Origin of the sequence: Duganella sp. LjRoot269, from assembly GCF_964254095.1 — a bacterium.
Taxonomy (GTDB): domain Bacteria; phylum Pseudomonadota; class Gammaproteobacteria; order Burkholderiales; family Burkholderiaceae_D; genus Rugamonas; species Rugamonas hordei.
Window position 1 is genome coordinate 5,191,993 of record NZ_CAXUSL020000001.1, and the last position, 16,073, is coordinate 5,208,065.

The following is a 16,073-nucleotide window of genomic DNA, read 5'->3' on the forward strand; positions in this document are numbered from 1 at the left end:
CGCACGGCGGGCGCGCGGACGATGCGCAACAGGTAGGGTTCGCGGGCGGCGGGCCGGGTCACGCGGCCAGGGCGTCGGCGTCGCGGGCTTTCTTGGTCTTGCCGGCGCGCGAAGGCATGTGGCACAGGCCGCAGACATAGCTGCCGTTCAGGTCCATGCAGTTGACCACGAACTTGCCCTGGCAGCGCCCGCACGGGGCTGTTTCCAGCATCTTGCTGCTGAAGAAACGCACCAGGGTCCAGGCCCGGGTCAGCGACAGCAGCGGCTCTTCGCCCGCTTCCGGCGGCATTTGCTCCAGGTACAGCTTGTAGGCCTTCATGACCGCCTCGATGCCGGTGGCGCCGGCGTGCTCGGTCAGGAACTTGTGAATATTGATGAACAGCGAAGAGTGGATGTTCGGCTGCCAGGTCAGGAACCAGTCGGTCGAGAACGGCAACATGCCCTTGGGCGGCGACACGCCCTTCAACTCCTTGTACAGCTTGAGCAGGCGCTCGCGCGACAGCGACACTTCCGATTCCAGCAGTTGCAGCCGGGCGCCAAGCTGGATCAGTTCGATCGCCAGCTGGATTTCCTGGGCTTCCGACACTACGCTTTTCTTGGTCATGGTTTCCGCTCCGCGCCGTGAGGTTGATTAAGCGATTTCTTCGACGGCCTGGCCGGCCATCAGGATGGCGGCGTGCGACTGGGCCAGCACGCGGTCCTTGTTGTAGCTGGTCAGCATCGACAGGATGGCGCCGTCGTCGAAGCGGAAGCGGGCCAGCATCATGTTGCCGCCTGCCAGCTTCAGGATTTGCGCGTTGCTCATGCCTTCGATCAGGTCGGCGATGTCGGCGGCGATGCCAAGACGAAAGATCGCGGTGACTTTGTCGGCGCGGATCATCTGCTGAGCCAGCATCAAATAGCTCAGGTTGGCGTCGCGAATTTCGGCCATCATATCGTTAGCGGTCATTTCCATCTCCTAGTCCGTTATCTGCACTGCGGAACACATTTGCGTTTCCAGTGAGATACATTCTGCGTGAGCAACAAAAAACGGAGTAGAGGATGAGCTCCGTATTTTTCACCGGAGAATAGCGAACGCGACCCGTCGGTGTTTGTCTTACAAACACTCGCAGATCGATGGCCTACGCCCTTGCGGCGTAGAAATTTTTAGGTCCAGAATCTTCAAAAAAGTCCTGTCATGAAACGAAAAATAGTGCTCGACGCGACTCTTTTTTGCTACATCTAACCCGGTTACGGCAGCAATTCGGGGAACTTTAGGGTTTCCGCAAAAATATTTTTAAGTATTTTCGACTTCCCTCTTGCCACCTGATGGCGCTTTTCCGCTCATCATGAAACTGGTAACGGCAGCGGTTTCGGGAACTTTAGGGTTTTTTTGAAAAAAATCGAAAATATTTTAAAAAAGTCCGCAAACCCAGCATTCATGCGGGTTTGCGGGGTATGGCACTGGCCCCGACGGCGCTTCTGGGGCGCGCTTTCCGGGTTACACTAGCAACTTATTGACATCTAAAGCATCCAACCACTTGCCGGAAAGTTACACAATGACAACTCGCAACGACTGCCTGGAACGCGACGCGCAAGATCCGCTCGCCTCCCTGCGCGACCAGTTCGACCTGCCGCCCAACGTGATTTATCTCGATGGCAACTCTTTGGGCGCCCGTCCCAAGGCCGCCCTCGCCCGCGCGCAGCAGCTGATCGTCCAGGAATGGGGGCACGACCTGATCCGCAGCTGGAACACCGCCGGCTGGTTCGACCTGCCCAAGCGCCTGGGCAACCGCCTGGCCCCGCTGATCGGCGGCGCCGACGGAGAAGTCGTCGTCACCGACACCACCTCGGTCAACCTGTTCAAGGCGCTGGCCGCCGCGCTGCAGATGCAGGCCGCCGACCCGGCCGGCGCCGAGCGCCGCACCATCGTCACCGAGCGCTCCAACTTCCCGACCGACATCTACATGGCGCAGGGACTGAGCGCCTGGCTCGATCGCGGCTACACCGTCAAGCTGATCGACAGCGTCGACCAGCTGCCGGCCGCCATCGGCGCCGACACCGCCGTGGTCATGCTCACCCACGTCAACTACCGCACCGGCTACCAGCACGACATGCGCGCCACCAGCGCCCTGGCCCAAGCGGCCGGCGCGCTGATCGTCTGGGACCTGGCGCACTCGGCCGGCGCGCTGCCGGTCGACCTGAACGCCGACGGCGCCGACCTGGCGGTAGGCTGCACCTATAAATACCTGAACGGCGGCCCCGGCGCGCCGGCCTTCATCTGGGTGCCGGCCAGGCACCAGGCGCGCTTCCGCCAGCCCTTGTCCGGCTGGTGGGGCCATGCCGCCCCGTTCGCCATGGCGCCGGACTTCGCGCCGGTCGACGGCATCGGCCGCGCGCTGTGCGGCACGCAGCCGGTGGTGTCGCTGGCCCTGGTCGAATGCGGGCTGGATGTGTTTGCGCAAACCACGATGGCGGCCGTCCGCGCCAAGTCGCTGGCGCTGACCGACCTGTTCATCGAGCTGGTCGAGCAGCGCTGCGCCGATCATCCGCTGGGGCTGGTGACGCCGCGCGAGCATGCGCGGCGCGGCAGCCAGGTCAGCTTCACCCATCCCCATGGCTACGCCGTGATGTCGGCGCTGATCGCGCGCGGCGTCATCGGCGACTACCGCGAGCCGGCCATCATGCGCTTCGGCTTCACGCCGCTGTACACCAGCTTTGCCGACGTATGGGACGCCGTCGAGATCCTGCGCGACATCCTGGACCGCAAGGACTACAACGTCGACGCCAAGCGCGACGCCGTAACCTGAACGCGTGACCTGAAAACGAGGCAAACAATATGAGCGATACCAAACAACCGGCCAGCGGCTGCCCGCTGCATACCGCGCCCGCCGCCGGCGATGCCGAATGGCATGGCGCCCAGATGGACTTCAGCAACAAGATGAGCTACGGCGACTACCTGGGCCTGGACCAGATCCTCAACGCCCAGCATCCGCTGTCGCCCAACCACAACGAGATGCTGTTCATCGTCCAGCACCAGACCAGCGAACTGTGGATGAAGCTGATGCTGCACGAGCTGCGCGCCGTGCGCGTGCACATGCGCGCGGGCGACCTGCCGCCGGCCTTCAAGATGCTGGCCCGCGTGGCCCGCATCATGGACCAGCTGGTGCACGCCTGGGACGTGCTGGCGACGATGACGCCGCCCGAATACACGGCGATCCGCCCCTACCTGGGCGCCTCGTCCGGCTTCCAGTCGCACCAGTACCGCGAGATCGAATTCATCCTCGGCAACAAGAACGCCAACATGCTGGCCGTGCACGGCAGCGCGCCCGACGCGCACCAGCTGCTGGAAGAGGCGCTGCGCACCCCGTCGCTGTATGACGAGGCGATCCAGCTGCTGGCCCGCAACGGCCTGCCGATCTCGGCCGAGCGACTGGCGGCCGACTGCACCCAGCCGACCGTGGCCGACGAGTCGGTCAAGGCCGCGTGGCTGCAGGTCTACGGCGACACCACCCGCTACTGGGGCCTGTACGAGCTGGCCGAAAAGCTGGTCGACCTGGAGACCGCGTTCCGCTTCTGGCGCTTCCGCCACGTCACCACGGTCGAGCGCATCATCGGCTTCAAGACCGGCACCGGCGGCACCGCCGGCGTCAGCTACCTGCGCAAGATGCTCGACGTGGTGCTATTCCCCGAACTGTTCGCGCTGCGCACCGAACTCTGAACTTGCCGCAGGAATACACACCACGGGTATTCCCGCACGCGCCCTCTAGCAAACCTGCTGAAATTTCTACTGAAATCCACTGAATTGAGCTTTGCCTTACTGAGCTGGTCTAACTCAGTAAGAATCAGAAAATTTCAGTAGATCTCAGTAAGGAGAACAGCATGTTTGCTACAGTAAGTGTGAATGTCGCACCCTCCACCCTGCTCGCCCTGATGGATTGGCTGCGCGAAACCGGCTCGCCGGCCGATCCGGCCGAAGCCGTCGATGCCGCGATCCGCCACTGGCTCGCGACATCGCCCGGCACACCACCTGTCGAACCGCGCGGCTACCGGGCCGTCTCACCCAACCAGTTTGCCAGCGCTTACGCCGACAGCGTGCGCAACGCCTGGCAAGACATCTCGCTCCGCATGCCAGGAGAAAAAAACTGGAAGAGAGCCGACCTGCGGCGCAAGGAGTTGGCGCGCGCCACGACTACGGTCATAGCTGTCGCTCCCGCCGCAACGTCGCCTCGCGAACCAACGACCGAGGCCCGGGCAGCCGACAATGCACCACCGCCCACAATCCGCAACACCGCGCCAGGCCAAGGCTGGACGGAACCGGAACGCCGCAAGTACCGTTTCCGCATCGAAGACGTTGCCTTCGACTGAAGACATTTGTCCAGGATTGCGCAAACTGCCCTTGCCCGCAAAATTTCAGCCGCCGCCGCAGTAAGATGGCCGCATCTTACTCAGCAAGGAGCATGCGTGGAATATGAAGTCCTGACCCTGGCCGGCCTGTGGAATTCCGGCCCCGCCCACTGGCAAACGCAATGGGAACGCAAGCACCCGCAATGGCTGCGCGTGCCGCACCGCGACTGGGAAACTCCGGAGCGCGACGAATGGGTGGCCGAACTGGAGGCCGCCATCGCGCAATGCAAGCGCCCGCCGGTGCTGGCCGCCCACAGCCTGAGCTGCTCGCTGGTCACGCGCTGGGTCGCCTCCGCTTCGCCGCTGAAAATCGCCGGCGCCTTCCTGGTCGGCCCCAGCGACACCGACGCCCCCGGCTACCCGGACTGCACCACCGGCTTCCAGCCCATGCAGCTGGAACGCCTGCCCTTCCCCAGCATCGTCGTCGCCAGCAGCGACGATCCCTACGTCAGCCCGGCCCGCGCCCGCCAGTTCGCGCAAGCCTGGGGCAGCGAATACATCGAGATAGCCGACGCCGGCCACATCAACGGCGACGCCGGCTACGGCCCCTGGCCGGAAGGCGAACGGCTGCTGCTCGACTTCTGCGCCCAGGTCCAGCGCTGACGGAACTCCCGCGCCGGCAACCCCTCTAACCAGATACCAAGAACAAGGAGGGAAGAAAGATGAACCAGCGTTTGCGCAGTTACGCGGCGGCCACCGGCCTGCTGCTGTCGGCGATGACGGCGATGACGGCGGCCCATGCCGCCGACTACGCCGCCATCCTCACCGGCGCCAAGGAATCACCGGCGAACAGCTCGCCGGGCATAGGCGCCGCCGTCGTCAAGTTCGACACCACCAGCCACGTGCTGGAAGTCAACGTCGCCTTCAGCAGTCTGCTCGGCCCGACCACCGCCTCGCACATCCACTGCTGCACCGACGTGCCGAACGTCGGCACCGCCGGCGTCGCCACGGAAACGCCCACTTTCGGCGGCTTCCCGCTGGGCGTCACCAACGGCGCCTACAGCAATATGTACAACACCTCGCTGGCGGCCAGCTGGAACCCGGTCTTCATCACCAACCACGGCGGCACCACGGCCGGCGCCGAAGCGGCGCTGGCGGCCGCCCTGGCCAGCGGCGAAGCCTATCTCAACATCCACAGCAGCGCGTATCCCGGCGGCGAGATACGCGGCTTCCTGGTGGCGGCGGCCGTACCCGAGCCGGCCACCATCGGCATGCTGGGGCTGGGCATCCCGGCCGTGCTGCTGATGGCGCGGCGCCGCCGCAAAGCCTGACCCGGCTGGCGCGGCTTTATTTGCCCGCTACTTGCCGGCCGTGGCCCCTACCAGCGGCAGCTCGATGTAGCTGTCGTGGTAGATGCGCTGGGTCGCCTTCTTGTAGTCGGACGGCTTCGCGAAGAAGATGTTCGGCACGAAGGTCTGCGGGTTGCGGTCATACAGCGGGAACCAGCTGGACTGGATCTGCACCATGATGCGATGGCCCGGCAGGAACACGTGGTTCGCGGTCGGCAGCTTGAAGTTGTACGCCAACGCCGTATTGGCGGCGACCGGCTTGGCGGTCTCGAAGCTTTCGCGATAGCGGCCGCGGAAGATATCGGCCGAGATCATCAGCTGATAGCCGCCCATTTCCGGCTGCGCCGCCACCTGGTCCGGATACAGGTCGATCACCTTGACCACCCAGTCTGCGTCGGTGCCGCTGGTGGAGGCCAGCAGGTGCGCCACCGGCTCGCCGCTGATCTTCACCGGCGCCGTCAGCACGTCGGTGGTGTAGCTCAGCACGTCGGTGCGGCCCGACGCTTCGCGCTGGTCGTCGGTCAGCCAGCGCGGCCAGGTCTGGCCCTTGGCTTCGTCGTAGCCGTACGGCGGAATCGGACGCGCACGGAACGGCACCGGCTTGGCCGGATCGGACACATATTCGTCGTACGCATTCTTTTGCGCCGGCGCCGACACCGGCGCGCTGGCCGTGTTGGTCAGGCTCAGTTTGGAATTGGCCGCCAGCTTCAGCGTAGCGGGCGCGATCGCGCAGCCGCTGTTGCAGCCGCTCGGCCACGCGTCCAGCGAACGCCATTTGTTGGTGCCGGTTTCAAACGCCGACACCGTCGCCACCTCGGCCGCCGGCGCATCGTCCTTCAGATAGCGGTCCAGGAAGGGACGCAGAATCTCCTGACGGAAGTGCAGCGCCGTGTCGCTGCTGAAGTGCAACGCGCCCAGCTTGCTGCCCTCGCCGATGCCACCGCCGTGGTTCCACGGTCCCAGCACCAGGTGCACCTTGTTGTCCTTGTCGTTGGGCTTGATCGCCTTGTAGACCGCGACCGCGCCATAGATATCCTCCGCATCCCACAGGCTGTGTACCAGCAAGGTCGGCACGGTGACGGGCTGTTTGGCCAGGATCTTGTCCATCGCCTGCGAGCTCCAGAACTCGTCATAGGCCGGATGCGCGGACAGCTTGCGCCAGAAGCCGCTTTGCTCCAGTCCGCGCTGGCGCGCCAGCTCGCCGGCCGATCCGGCGCGCATATACATATCGTAGTCGTCGTAGTGGCTGGTGTACCACTTGGCCTCGTTGCGGCGCGTGACCACCTGCTCCAGCATGTAGGACAGATTGATCTGGCGGAATGCGCCGTTGTGGAACCAGTCGTCGCCGCGCCAGCCGTCGACCATCGGATTCATCGGCACCGACACCTTCAGCGCCGGATGCGGATTGACCAGCGCCATCAGTGGCAGATAGCCGTCGTAGGAAATGCCGATGATGCCGACCTTGCCGTTCGACTCGGGGATATTCTTGGTCAGCCACTCGATGGTATCCCAGGTGTCGGTCGAATGATCGACCGGCGTCGGATTGAAGGCATTGCCGCTGAGCGGACGATTCATCACATAATCGCCCTCGGAGCCGTACTTGCCGCGCACATCCTGGATCACGCGGATATAGCCGCCCTGCACGATCACATCGGACGCATTGTCATAGCCCTGCAGGATGGATTCCATCTGCGAGCTCTCGGAGTGCGACGTCAGTTCGGCCGCGTTGTACGGCGTGCGCGTCAACAGGATGGGCGCGCCCTTGGCCTTGCGCGGCACGATGATGACGGTATTGAGCTTGACGCCGTCGCGCATCGACACCATCACGCTGCGCTTGACGTAGTCGAAACTGTCGACCGGCGCCTTGAATTCATCGGGCGTTTCGCTCGGCAGTGCCGGATAGAGGGGAGTGGCCGCGACGCCGGGCGTCGAGGCGGGCAGCGCATTCTGCGCCAGGGCGATTTGTACGGAAAGAAGAGCACCGGCGAGCGCCGCCAGCTTGAAACCGATCTTATTCATGTCCATCCCAAGAGTTGTGTTCTGCGAAACATTACAGTAACACAACCGGGGTCAGATCCGACATTCGGACACGAGCTCTACCGTAGCGACGCTACGGTAGAGCTCGTGTCCGAATGTCGGATCTGACCCCGGATTGCGGATAGACTTTACTTGCTGGCGCCGCTCAGCAGCATTTCATTGAGGCGCTTGACGAAGGTGGCCGGATCGCTCAGCGAACCGCCTTCGGCCAGCAGCGCCTGGTCGAACAGGATGTTGGCCCAGTCGCCGAACGCCGTGCCCGACTCTTCGTACTTCAGGCGCGTCACCAGCGGGTGGTTCGGATTGATCTCGAGGATGGGCTTGGACTCCGGCGCGTTCTGGCCCGCTGCCTTCAACATGCGCAGCAGGTTGCCCGACAGCTCATGCTCGTCCGCCACCAGGCAGGCTGGCGAATCGGTCAGGCGGAACGTCACGCGCACGTCCTTGGCCTTGTCCGACAAGGCTTCCTTCATCTTGCCGACCAGGTCCTTGTACGAGGTCTCGGTCTCTTCGTGTTCCTTCTTCTCGGCCTCGTCTTCCAGCGCGCCCAGATCCAGGCCGCCCTTGGCCACCGACACCAGCTCCTTGCCTTCGAACTCGGTCAGGAACGACAGCATCCATTCGTCGACACGGTCGGTCAGCAGCAGCACTTCCACGCCCTTCTTGCGGAAGATCTCCAGGTGTGGGCTGTTCTTCGCGGCGACGTAGTTGTCGGCGGTGACGTAATAAATCTTGTCCTGACCTTCCTTCAGCCGCGCCACATACTGCTCCAGCGACACGCTCTGCTCGTCGTTCTCATTGGCGGTCGACGCGAAGCGCAGCAGCTTGGCCAGACGGTCCTTGTTGCCCGCGTCCTCGCCGATGCCTTCCTTCAGCACCTGGCCGAATTCCTTCCAGAAGGTGACGTACTTGTCCTTCTTCTCCTGCTCGTCGGCGTTCGCCAGTTCTTCCAGCATGCCGATCACGCGCTTGGTCGAGCCTTCGCGGATCACCTTCACATCGCGCGACTCCTGCAGGATCTCGCGCGACACGTTCAGCGGCAAATCGGCCGAGTCGATGACGCCCTTGACCATGCGCAGGTAGGCCGGCATCAGCTGCTCGGCATCGTCCATGATGAACACGCGCTTGACGTACAGCTTGATGCCGCCGCGCTTGTTGCGGTCCCACAGGTCGAACGGCGCCTTGGCCGGGATGTACAGCAGCTGCGTGTATTCGCTGCGGCCTTCGACGCGGTTGTGCGTGTGCGTCAGCGGCGCCTGGAAGTCGTGCGACACGTGCTTGTAGAATTCCTCGTACTGCTCCGGCGTGATGTCCGCCTTGTTGCGCGCCCACAGCGCGCTGGCCTGGTTCACGGTTTCCAGTTCGTCCTTGACGACGGTTTCCTTCTTCTCCTCGTCCCACTCTTCTTTCGCCATCACGATAGGCAGCGAGATATGGTCCGAGTACTTGCGGATGATGGACTTGATCTTCCACGACGACAGCAGCTCGTCCTCGCCTTCGCGCAGGTGCAGGATGATGTCGGTGCCGCGGCCGGTCTTCTCGATCTGCTCGACCGAGTAATCGCCCTCGCCCGCCGACTCCCAGCGCACGCCTTCGGTGGCGGCCGCGCCGGCGCGGCGGGTCTCGACGGTGATCTTGTCGGCGACGATGAAGCCCGAGTAGAAGCCCACGCCGAACTGGCCGATCAGGGCCGCATCCTGCTGCTGGTCGCCCGACAGCTTGCCGAAGAATTCCTTGGTGCCCGATTTGGCGATGGTGCCCAGGTGCGAGATCGCCTCGTCGCGGCTCATGCCGATGCCGTTGTCGGAAATGGTGATGGTGCGCGCGGCCTTGTCGAACGAGACCTTGATCTTCAGTTCATGATCGTTGCCGTACAGGGCATCGTTGTCGATCGCTTCGAAGCGCAGCTTGTCGGACGCGTCGGACGCGTTCGAGATCAGCTCGCGCAGGAAAATCTCCTTGTTCGAGTACAGCGAGTGGATCATCAGCTGCAACAGCTGTTTCACTTCCGCTTGAAAGCCAAGGGTTTGCTTATCGGTATCTGCCATTTTTTAAGAGCCTCTAATAATAGTCTTGTGGTTAGTAATGTAAAAAACGCAAGGGTTTCAAGAAAATGGGGATTATAAGAGGGTTTTCAAGAGCCGCCCGTCATTTGCCCGCTTCATTTGCCCAGCTCTCGTTCGAGGAAGCGCCACACGGCCGGCTCCTGCATCGCCACCACGTTGAAGCGCATGCGGGTCGACGGCAGCTGCTTGGGCGAGAACAGGCTGCCCGGCGCCAGCAGCAGGTTGTGCGCCATGGCGCGCTCGGTCAGCACATTGGTGTCGCAGCCGGCGTCGGCCCAGACGAACATCCCTGCCGGCGAGGCCAGGTCCACCTTCAGGCCGACGCGCTCCATCTGCCGTATGGTCTTGGCGCGGATGCCGTCGAGCCGCGTGCGCACCCGGTCCGAGTGCTTGCGGAACGAGCCCTCCGACAGCACCTTGTACACCACCCGCTCGCCGATATCGCTGGTGGTGAGCATGGTCAGCATCTTGCGGTCGGCCAGGCGCTCGGCCCGTTCCGGCGACGTGGCGATATAGCCCACCCGCAGGTTGGCCGCCATCGTCTTCGAAAAACCGCCCAGGTAGATCACCCGCCGCAGCTGGTCCAGCGCCGCCAGCCGCGTGGCCGGCTGCACCGCGCTGCCCGGATGCAGGTCGCAATAGATGTCATCCTCGACGATGACGAAGTCGTGCTCCTCCGACAGCCGCAGCACCTGGAACGCCTTGGCCGCCGACAGCGAGGTCGAACTCGGGTTGTGCAGCACCGAGTTGATGATGTACAGCTTGGGCTTGTGCAGCGCCGCCAGCTCGGCCAGGCGGGCGATGTCCGGACCGTCGGCCAGGCGCGGAATGCCGACCACCTTGGCGCCCAGCGCGGCGAAGGAGCCGAACATCAAAAACCACGCCGGATCGTCGACAAAGATGGTGTCGCCGGGCCGCGTGAACTCGCGCGCCACCAGGTCCAGCGCCTGCGTCACGCCGGCGGTGGTGACGATCTGCTCCGGCGCCGCGGCGATTTCCAGCTCGGCCAACTTGTGCTGCAGTTGCTGGCGCAGCGGCAGGAAGCCTTGCGGCACGCCGTAGCTCAACAACAGGTTCGCATTCTGCCGGCTGACCGCGCGCAGCGCGTTGGCCACGGCGACGCCGTCCAGCCAGTCCGGCGGCAGCACGCCGGTGCCGGGCATTTGCGCATACGGCAGCTGGCGGAACATGTTCCGCACCAGCCAGACCACGTCGATGGCCTTGCCCTCGAAGCCCGAGCGTCCGCCAGGCCCTGCGCCGTCGCGCGGCGCTGCATGGCGGCCGTCGGCGGCAAGCAGCTCCATCGACGCCTTTTCGCGCACGAAGAAGCCGGCGCCCCGGCGCGATTCCAGGTAGCCGGTCGCCACCAGCTTGTCGTAGCTGGCCACCACCGTGAAGGCGGACACCCCGTGCGCCGCCGCAAACGCCCGGATCGACGGCATGCGCGCCCCGCCCCGCAGCAGCCGGTCGTCGATGCGCGCCGCCACCGAACGCACGATCTGGTCGATCAGCGTCTCGCCCGATTCGCGCGACAGCAGCCCGAGCAGGCCGCCGGCCGGCGCGGCCTTGGTTCCCGTCTTACCCCCGGCCTTGCCCCCGCCCGCCGGCTTGCCCGCCGCCCGCCCCGCCGCAACCGACGCCACCGCGGGTCCCGGCGCGGCAGCCGCCACCGCCCGCGGCGGGTGCCCGGTCCCGGCGGCCGATCGCGCCTCGGCCGCCGCCAAAGCCTCGGCCACCGCCTCCGCGGCGGCGGAAGCGGCTGCCCCTAACAGCGAAGTGCGCGCACGTGTATTGGTCATATTACCGTCACAGTATAAGAAATTATGTTGACAAGTGTACTGGCACTGTACTGGTTTTGTCACGTACGATATATCCATCGACAAGGAGAACCGCATGACCCACAGCGCCCCGCCAGCCGCCATCGCCGCCATACCCACCCGCTCGGGCGTGAGCGACGAAACCGCCGGCATGCTGCTCGGCCTGATCGGCGTCGCCATCTTCAGCCTGACGCTGCCCTTCACCCGGCTGGCCGTCGGCGCCGGCGGCCTGTCTCCCGGCCTGTCGCCCACCTTCGTCGCCCTCGGCCGCGCGCTGGTCGCGGCCGCGCTGGCAAGCGGCTGGCTGCTGTGGAAGCGCGCGCCGCTGCCGCCCCGCTCCGCGCTGGCGCCACTGGCCATGGTGGCCATCGGCTGCATCATCGGCTTCCCCTGGCTGACCTCGATCGCCATGCGCACGCTGCCCGCCGCGCACGGCGCCGTGCTGGTCGGCGTGCTGCCGCTGGCCACGGCCGTCTTCGCCGCCGTGCTGGCCGGCGAAAAACCGTCGGCCGGCTTCTGGATCATGGCCATGCTGGGCTCGGCGCTGGTGGCCGGCTTTGCGCTGCGTCAGAGCGGCGGCAGTTTGCACCCGGCCGACCTGGCGATCTTCGCCGCCGTGCTGCTGGCCGCCATGGGCTACGCCGCCGGCGGCCGCCTGTCGCAAACGCTGGGCGGCCAGCAAACCATCTGCTGGGCGCTGGTGATGGCCGCGCCGGTGCTGCTGCCGGCGGTCGCCTGGCTGTGCCGGGACGAGGCCGCGCAGATCGCCCGGGCCGGGGCCGCCGCCTGGACCGGCTTCGCCTACGTGTCGGTGTTCTCGATGTTCATCGGATTCTTCTTCTGGTACCGCGGCATGGCGCTGGGCGGCGTGGCCCGGGTCGGCCAGGTGCAGCTGGTCCAGCCCTTCCTCACGCTGCTGGGCGCGACCCTGGTTTTGGGCGAATCGCTGGAATGGCCCACCGTGATATTTGCAATCGCCGTCATCGCCGTGGTGGGTGCCGGCCGCAAAATGCAGGTGAAACGGGTCTAAAACCGTAGAGTATCTTGATTTCGCCTCAATTGTGAGCACGCCCTGCGCGGCGGGTACAATATCGGTCTTAGCTATGCATTACCAACTTATTAATTGGATAACCACATGTCTGTCTACGAAAAACTCAAAGCGCTCGATATCACCCTGGCAGCACCTGCAACGCCGGCCGCCGCCTACGTCATGTACGCTCAAACCGGCAACACGGTGTTCCTGTCGGGTCACATCGCCAAGCGCGCCGACGGCAGCGTGTGGGTGGGCCAGCTGGGCAAGAACATCGACACCGCCGAAGGCAAGGCCGCCGCGCGCGCCATCGCCATCGACCTGATCGGCACCCTGCAGGCGGCCGTCGGCGGCGACCTGACCCGCGTCAAGCGCATCGTCAAAGTCATGAGCCTGGTGAACTCCACGCCGGACTACACCGAGCAGCACCTGGTCACCAACGGCTGCTCCGAGCTGCTGGGCGAAGTCTTCGGCGACGCCGGCAAGCACGCCCGCTCGGCCTTCGGCGTGGCGCAAATCCCGCTCGGCGCCTGCGTCGAAATCGAATTGATCGCGGAAGTCGCCTGAGCTTCGCCCAAAACAATACCTATCCAGTGAGACCAGCATGAAAATCGAAAACCCCAATCCGATCCAGTGGCGCTTCTCGGAACGCGCAGACCAGCTGCAATCGTCGTTCATCCGCGAGATCCTGAAGATCACCCAGCAGCCTGAGATCATCTCCTTCGCCGGCGGCCTGCCGTCGCCGCTGACCTTCCCGGTCGACGAAATGAAAATCGCCTTCGACAAGGTGTTGAGCGAAAACGGCAAGGTCGCCCTGCAGTACGGCCCGACCGACGGCTACCTGCCGCTGCGCCAGTGGATCGCCGATTCGCTGTCCGTCAACGGCGCCAAGATCGTGGCGGAACAGGTGCTGATGACCTCCGGCTCGCAACAGGCATTGGACCTGCTGGGCAAGGTGCTGATCGACGAAGGCAGCCGCGTGCTGGTCGAAACCCCGTCCTACCTGGGCGCGCTGCAGGCGTTCTCGGTCTACCGTCCTGAATTCAAATCGGTCGACACCGACGACCACGGCCTGGTGCCGTCGTCGATCGACAAGGTCGCCGCCGGCGCGCGCCTGCTGTACGCGCTGCCGAACTTCCAGAACCCGACCGGCCGCACGCTGTCCGTCGAGCGCCGCCAGGAACTGGTGGAGACCTGCGCCCGCCTCGGCCTGCCGCTGATCGAGGACGATCCGTACGGCGCCCTGAGCTACAAAGGCGATCCGCTGCCGAAGATGGTCGCGATGAATCCGGAAGGCGTGATCTACATGGGCTCCTTCTCCAAGGTGCTGACCCCTGGCATCCGCCTCGGCTACGTGGTGGCCCCGCTGCCGCTGGTGCGCCGCCTGGAACTGGCCAAGCAGGCGGCCGACCTGCACACCTCGCAGCTGACCCAGATGGTCGTGCACGAAGTGATCAAGGACGGCTTCCTGCAGCGCCACATCCCGAAAATCCGCACGCTGTACGGCGACCAGTGCCAGGTCATGCTGGACGCGATGGCGCAGCACTTCCCGGCCGGCGTCCAGTGGACCAAGCCTGAAGGCGGCATGTTCATCTGGGTCACGCTGCCCAAGCACATCGACGCCATGAAACTGCTGGACGAAGCGATCGCCCAGAAAGTCGCCTTCGTGCCCGGCTCGCCGTTCTACGCCAACGACGCCGAGACCAACACGCTGCGCCTGTCGTTCGTCACCGTGCCGCCGGAACGCATCCGCGCCGGCATCGAGATCCTCGGCAAACTGATCGCCGCCAAGATCTAAGCGGCCCAAGTTGTCGTACCTCCGTGGGCGGCACTCGCCGCCCACAAGCGCCCTCTTTGTCTCGGACAAAATACAACACTGTTATAAAGATTTCATCACCAAAAGTCACGAAAACCGATGAAACAATAACATCGGATTAACATTAATGGCAACATATGCCCATGGGCGTGGCATCCGCAAAAATCAGCGGTTTTTTTTCACATGGCGACGTTGCAAAGCGTTATGATTTGAACGGATAGTTACTTTTCAGATCAGGCCAGACTTTGTACAACCCAGTTCAAAATCCCATTCCTGCCATGCGGCGCGATGCCGCGATTCTCATCGTCGACGACGCTCCCGAGAACCTCGGCGCGCTGCGCAAGCTGATGGTCGAGCAGGGCTATCAAACCTTCGTCGCCAACTGCGGCGAGCGCGCGCTGAAGATCGCCCGCCGCGTCCATCCCGACCTGATCCTGCTCGACATCGTCATGCCCGGCATGGACGGCTATGAAACCTGCCGCGAACTGAAACGCCACGCCTCCACCCAGCGCATTCCCGTCATCTTCATGAGCGCCCGGACCTCCACCGAGGACGTGGTGGCCGGCTTCGACCTCGGCGCGGTCGACTACATCAGCAAACCGCTGCGCATGGCCGAAGTGTGCGCGCGCGTGCGCACGCAGCTGCAAATCCGCAGCAACAGCGAAAACCAGGAAGAACAGGCCGAGCGCCTGCGCACCATCGTCAACAACATGGCCGAGGGGCTGCTGATCATCGAAGCGGACGGCCGCATCCAGTTCACCAATCCGGCCTGCGACAAATACCTGGGCTACCAGGAAAACGAACTGGCCGGCAGCGCCATTTCCGACCTGCTCAATCCACTGGTGGCGCAGGAATACCTGGACTACTTCGACCGCTACGCCGCCGCGCCGGAATCGGCGCACAGCCACGGCACGCGCGAAGTGATCATCCGCCACCGCAACGGCAGCTCGGTGTGCATGGACCTGACGCTGACGCCGATGTATCTGCGCCAGCCGCTGTTCATCGGCCTGCTGCACGACATCACCCACCACAAGCAATCGGAAGACGCGCTGCAGCGCGCCGCGATGGTCGATCCGCTGACCAAGATCGCCAACCGCCGCCACTTCGACACCTTCCTCGAAAAGGAATGGCAGCGCGCCATGCGCAGCGGTCAGCCCTTGTCGCTGGTGGTGCTGGACGTCGACCACTTCAAGCTGTACAACGACACGCTGGGCCACCCCGCCGGCGACGCCTGCCTGCAGCAGGTCGCCCAGGCGATCGACTCGCATGCGCTGCGCGCGACCGACCTGGCGGCGCGCTACGGCGGCGAGGAATTCGTGCTGCTGTTCGCCGAGACCGACAGCGACTCCGCCTACCTGCTGGCCGAGTCGATCCGTTCCCACGTCGAGTCGCTGCAGATCCCGCATCCGCGCTCGACCACCTCGGCGTGGCTGACGGTGAGCATCGGCGTGGCGACGATCTACCCGCACCAGCTGGAGAACACCGAATCGCTGTTCGTCGCCGCCGACCGCGCCATGTACGTGGCCAAGGAAGGCGGCCGCAACCAGGTGCAAGCCACCAAGGCCGGCACCGCCGCGCTGGAAGCCGTCAAGGCGCTGGCAATGCGCTGACCCACCATCGGAGTCAGAGAAA

General features: G+C 64.4%; 14 protein-coding genes. 9 read left to right on the plus strand and 5 right to left on the minus strand.

Annotated features, from left to right (window positions below):
• Positions 1 to 58: 58 nt before the first annotated feature.
• Complete coding sequence (gene flhC, locus ACSQ3S_RS23235; protein WP_176651690.1) at positions 59 to 604, minus strand: flagellar transcriptional regulator FlhC; 546 nt, start codon at positions 602 to 604, stop codon at positions 59 to 61.
• Positions 605 to 631: 27 nt separating this feature from the next.
• On the minus strand, positions 632 to 949 hold the full coding sequence (flhD, locus tag ACSQ3S_RS23240) for a flagellar transcriptional regulator FlhD (protein ID WP_176651691.1): 318 nt from the start codon (positions 947 to 949) through the stop codon (positions 632 to 634).
• A 589-nt stretch (positions 950 to 1,538) separates the two neighbouring features.
• Between flhD and kynU the strand changes: the two genes are divergently transcribed.
• From kynU to ACSQ3S_RS23265, 5 genes are all read left to right on the plus strand, one after another.
• Positions 1,539 to 2,789 carry a kynureninase gene (kynU, locus tag ACSQ3S_RS23245; protein ID WP_436143913.1) on the plus strand — a complete coding sequence of 417 codons (1,251 nt, stop codon included), beginning with the start codon at positions 1,539 to 1,541 and terminating at the stop codon, positions 2,787 to 2,789.
• 29 nt (positions 2,790 to 2,818) lie between these two features.
• Positions 2,819 to 3,700, plus strand: a complete 882-nt coding sequence (gene kynA / locus ACSQ3S_RS23250; RefSeq protein ID WP_176651693.1) for a tryptophan 2,3-dioxygenase — start codon at positions 2,819 to 2,821, stop codon at positions 3,698 to 3,700.
• A 161-nt stretch (positions 3,701 to 3,861) separates the two neighbouring features.
• On the plus strand, positions 3,862 to 4,347 hold the full coding sequence (locus ACSQ3S_RS23255; RefSeq protein ID WP_436143914.1) for a hypothetical protein: 486 nt from the start codon (positions 3,862 to 3,864) through the stop codon (positions 4,345 to 4,347).
• Positions 4,348 to 4,443: 96 nt separating this feature from the next.
• Entirely contained in the window at positions 4,444 to 4,989 is a 546-nt protein-coding gene (locus ACSQ3S_RS23260; RefSeq protein WP_436143915.1) for an RBBP9/YdeN family alpha/beta hydrolase, read from the plus strand.
• Positions 4,990 to 5,048: 59 nt separating this feature from the next.
• A complete protein-coding gene (locus tag ACSQ3S_RS23265; protein ID WP_176651695.1) occupies positions 5,049 to 5,657 on the plus strand; it encodes a CHRD domain-containing protein in 609 nt (202 codons plus the stop codon).
• A gap of 27 nt (positions 5,658 to 5,684) precedes the next feature.
• Here ACSQ3S_RS23265 and ACSQ3S_RS23270 read toward each other — a convergent pair whose 3' ends face one another.
• The 3 genes from ACSQ3S_RS23270 to ACSQ3S_RS23280 form a co-directional block, all read right to left on the minus strand.
• On the minus strand, positions 5,685 to 7,694 hold the full coding sequence (locus ACSQ3S_RS23270) for a CocE/NonD family hydrolase (protein WP_436143916.1): 2,010 nt from the start codon (positions 7,692 to 7,694) through the stop codon (positions 5,685 to 5,687).
• A 146-nt stretch (positions 7,695 to 7,840) separates the two neighbouring features.
• Positions 7,841 to 9,760, minus strand: a complete 1,920-nt coding sequence (gene htpG / locus ACSQ3S_RS23275) for a molecular chaperone HtpG (protein ID WP_436143917.1) — start codon at positions 9,758 to 9,760, stop codon at positions 7,841 to 7,843.
• A gap of 113 nt (positions 9,761 to 9,873) precedes the next feature.
• Positions 9,874 to 11,577 (minus strand): PLP-dependent aminotransferase family protein, encoded by a 1,704-nt coding sequence (locus ACSQ3S_RS23280; RefSeq protein ID WP_436143918.1) that lies wholly within the window; start codon positions 11,575 to 11,577, stop codon positions 9,874 to 9,876.
• A 94-nt stretch (positions 11,578 to 11,671) separates the two neighbouring features.
• On the opposite strand from ACSQ3S_RS23280, the gene ACSQ3S_RS23285 reads away from it, so the two are divergent.
• From ACSQ3S_RS23285 to ACSQ3S_RS23300, 4 genes are all read left to right on the plus strand, one after another.
• Entirely contained in the window at positions 11,672 to 12,625 is a 954-nt protein-coding gene (locus ACSQ3S_RS23285; protein WP_436143919.1) for a DMT family transporter, read from the plus strand.
• A gap of 105 nt (positions 12,626 to 12,730) precedes the next feature.
• Positions 12,731 to 13,192, plus strand: coding sequence for a RidA family protein (locus tag ACSQ3S_RS23290; protein WP_176651698.1), 462 nt, complete (start codon positions 12,731 to 12,733; stop codon positions 13,190 to 13,192).
• A gap of 37 nt (positions 13,193 to 13,229) precedes the next feature.
• Complete coding sequence (locus ACSQ3S_RS23295; protein WP_176651699.1) at positions 13,230 to 14,423, plus strand: PLP-dependent aminotransferase family protein; 1,194 nt, start codon at positions 13,230 to 13,232, stop codon at positions 14,421 to 14,423.
• Between the two features lie 296 nt (positions 14,424 to 14,719).
• A complete protein-coding gene (locus tag ACSQ3S_RS23300; protein WP_353402998.1) occupies positions 14,720 to 16,051 on the plus strand; it encodes a diguanylate cyclase domain-containing protein in 1,332 nt (443 codons plus the stop codon).
• Positions 16,052 to 16,073 lie beyond the last annotated feature (22 nt).

Bases quoted from the DNA above. Each gene is read 5' to 3' on its own strand.
- flhC (WP_176651690.1), bottom strand. From the start codon at position 604: ATGACCAAGAAAAGCGTAGTGTCGGAAGCCCAGGAAATCCAGCTGGCG.
- flhD (WP_176651691.1), bottom strand. From the start codon at position 949: ATGACCGCTAACGATATGATGGCCGAAATTCGCGACGCCAACCTGAGC.
- kynU (WP_436143913.1), top strand. From the start codon at position 1,539: ATGACAACTCGCAACGACTGCCTGGAACGCGACGCGCAAGATCCGCTC.
- kynA (WP_176651693.1), top strand. From the start codon at position 2,819: ATGAGCGATACCAAACAACCGGCCAGCGGCTGCCCGCTGCATACCGCG.
- ACSQ3S_RS23255 (WP_436143914.1), top strand. From the start codon at position 3,862: ATGTTTGCTACAGTAAGTGTGAATGTCGCACCCTCCACCCTGCTCGCC.
- ACSQ3S_RS23265 (WP_176651695.1), top strand. From the start codon at position 5,049: ATGAACCAGCGTTTGCGCAGTTACGCGGCGGCCACCGGCCTGCTGCTG.
- ACSQ3S_RS23270 (WP_436143916.1), bottom strand. From the start codon at position 7,694: ATGAATAAGATCGGTTTCAAGCTGGCGGCGCTCGCCGGTGCTCTTCTT.
- htpG (WP_436143917.1), bottom strand. From the start codon at position 9,760: ATGGCAGATACCGATAAGCAAACCCTTGGCTTTCAAGCGGAAGTGAAA.
- ACSQ3S_RS23280 (WP_436143918.1), bottom strand. From the start codon at position 11,577: ATGACCAATACACGTGCGCGCACTTCGCTGTTAGGGGCAGCCGCTTCC.
- ACSQ3S_RS23285 (WP_436143919.1), top strand. From the start codon at position 11,672: ATGACCCACAGCGCCCCGCCAGCCGCCATCGCCGCCATACCCACCCGC.
- ACSQ3S_RS23290 (WP_176651698.1), top strand. From the start codon at position 12,731: ATGTCTGTCTACGAAAAACTCAAAGCGCTCGATATCACCCTGGCAGCA.
- ACSQ3S_RS23295 (WP_176651699.1), top strand. From the start codon at position 13,230: ATGAAAATCGAAAACCCCAATCCGATCCAGTGGCGCTTCTCGGAACGC.
- ACSQ3S_RS23300 (WP_353402998.1), top strand. From the start codon at position 14,720: ATGCGGCGCGATGCCGCGATTCTCATCGTCGACGACGCTCCCGAGAAC.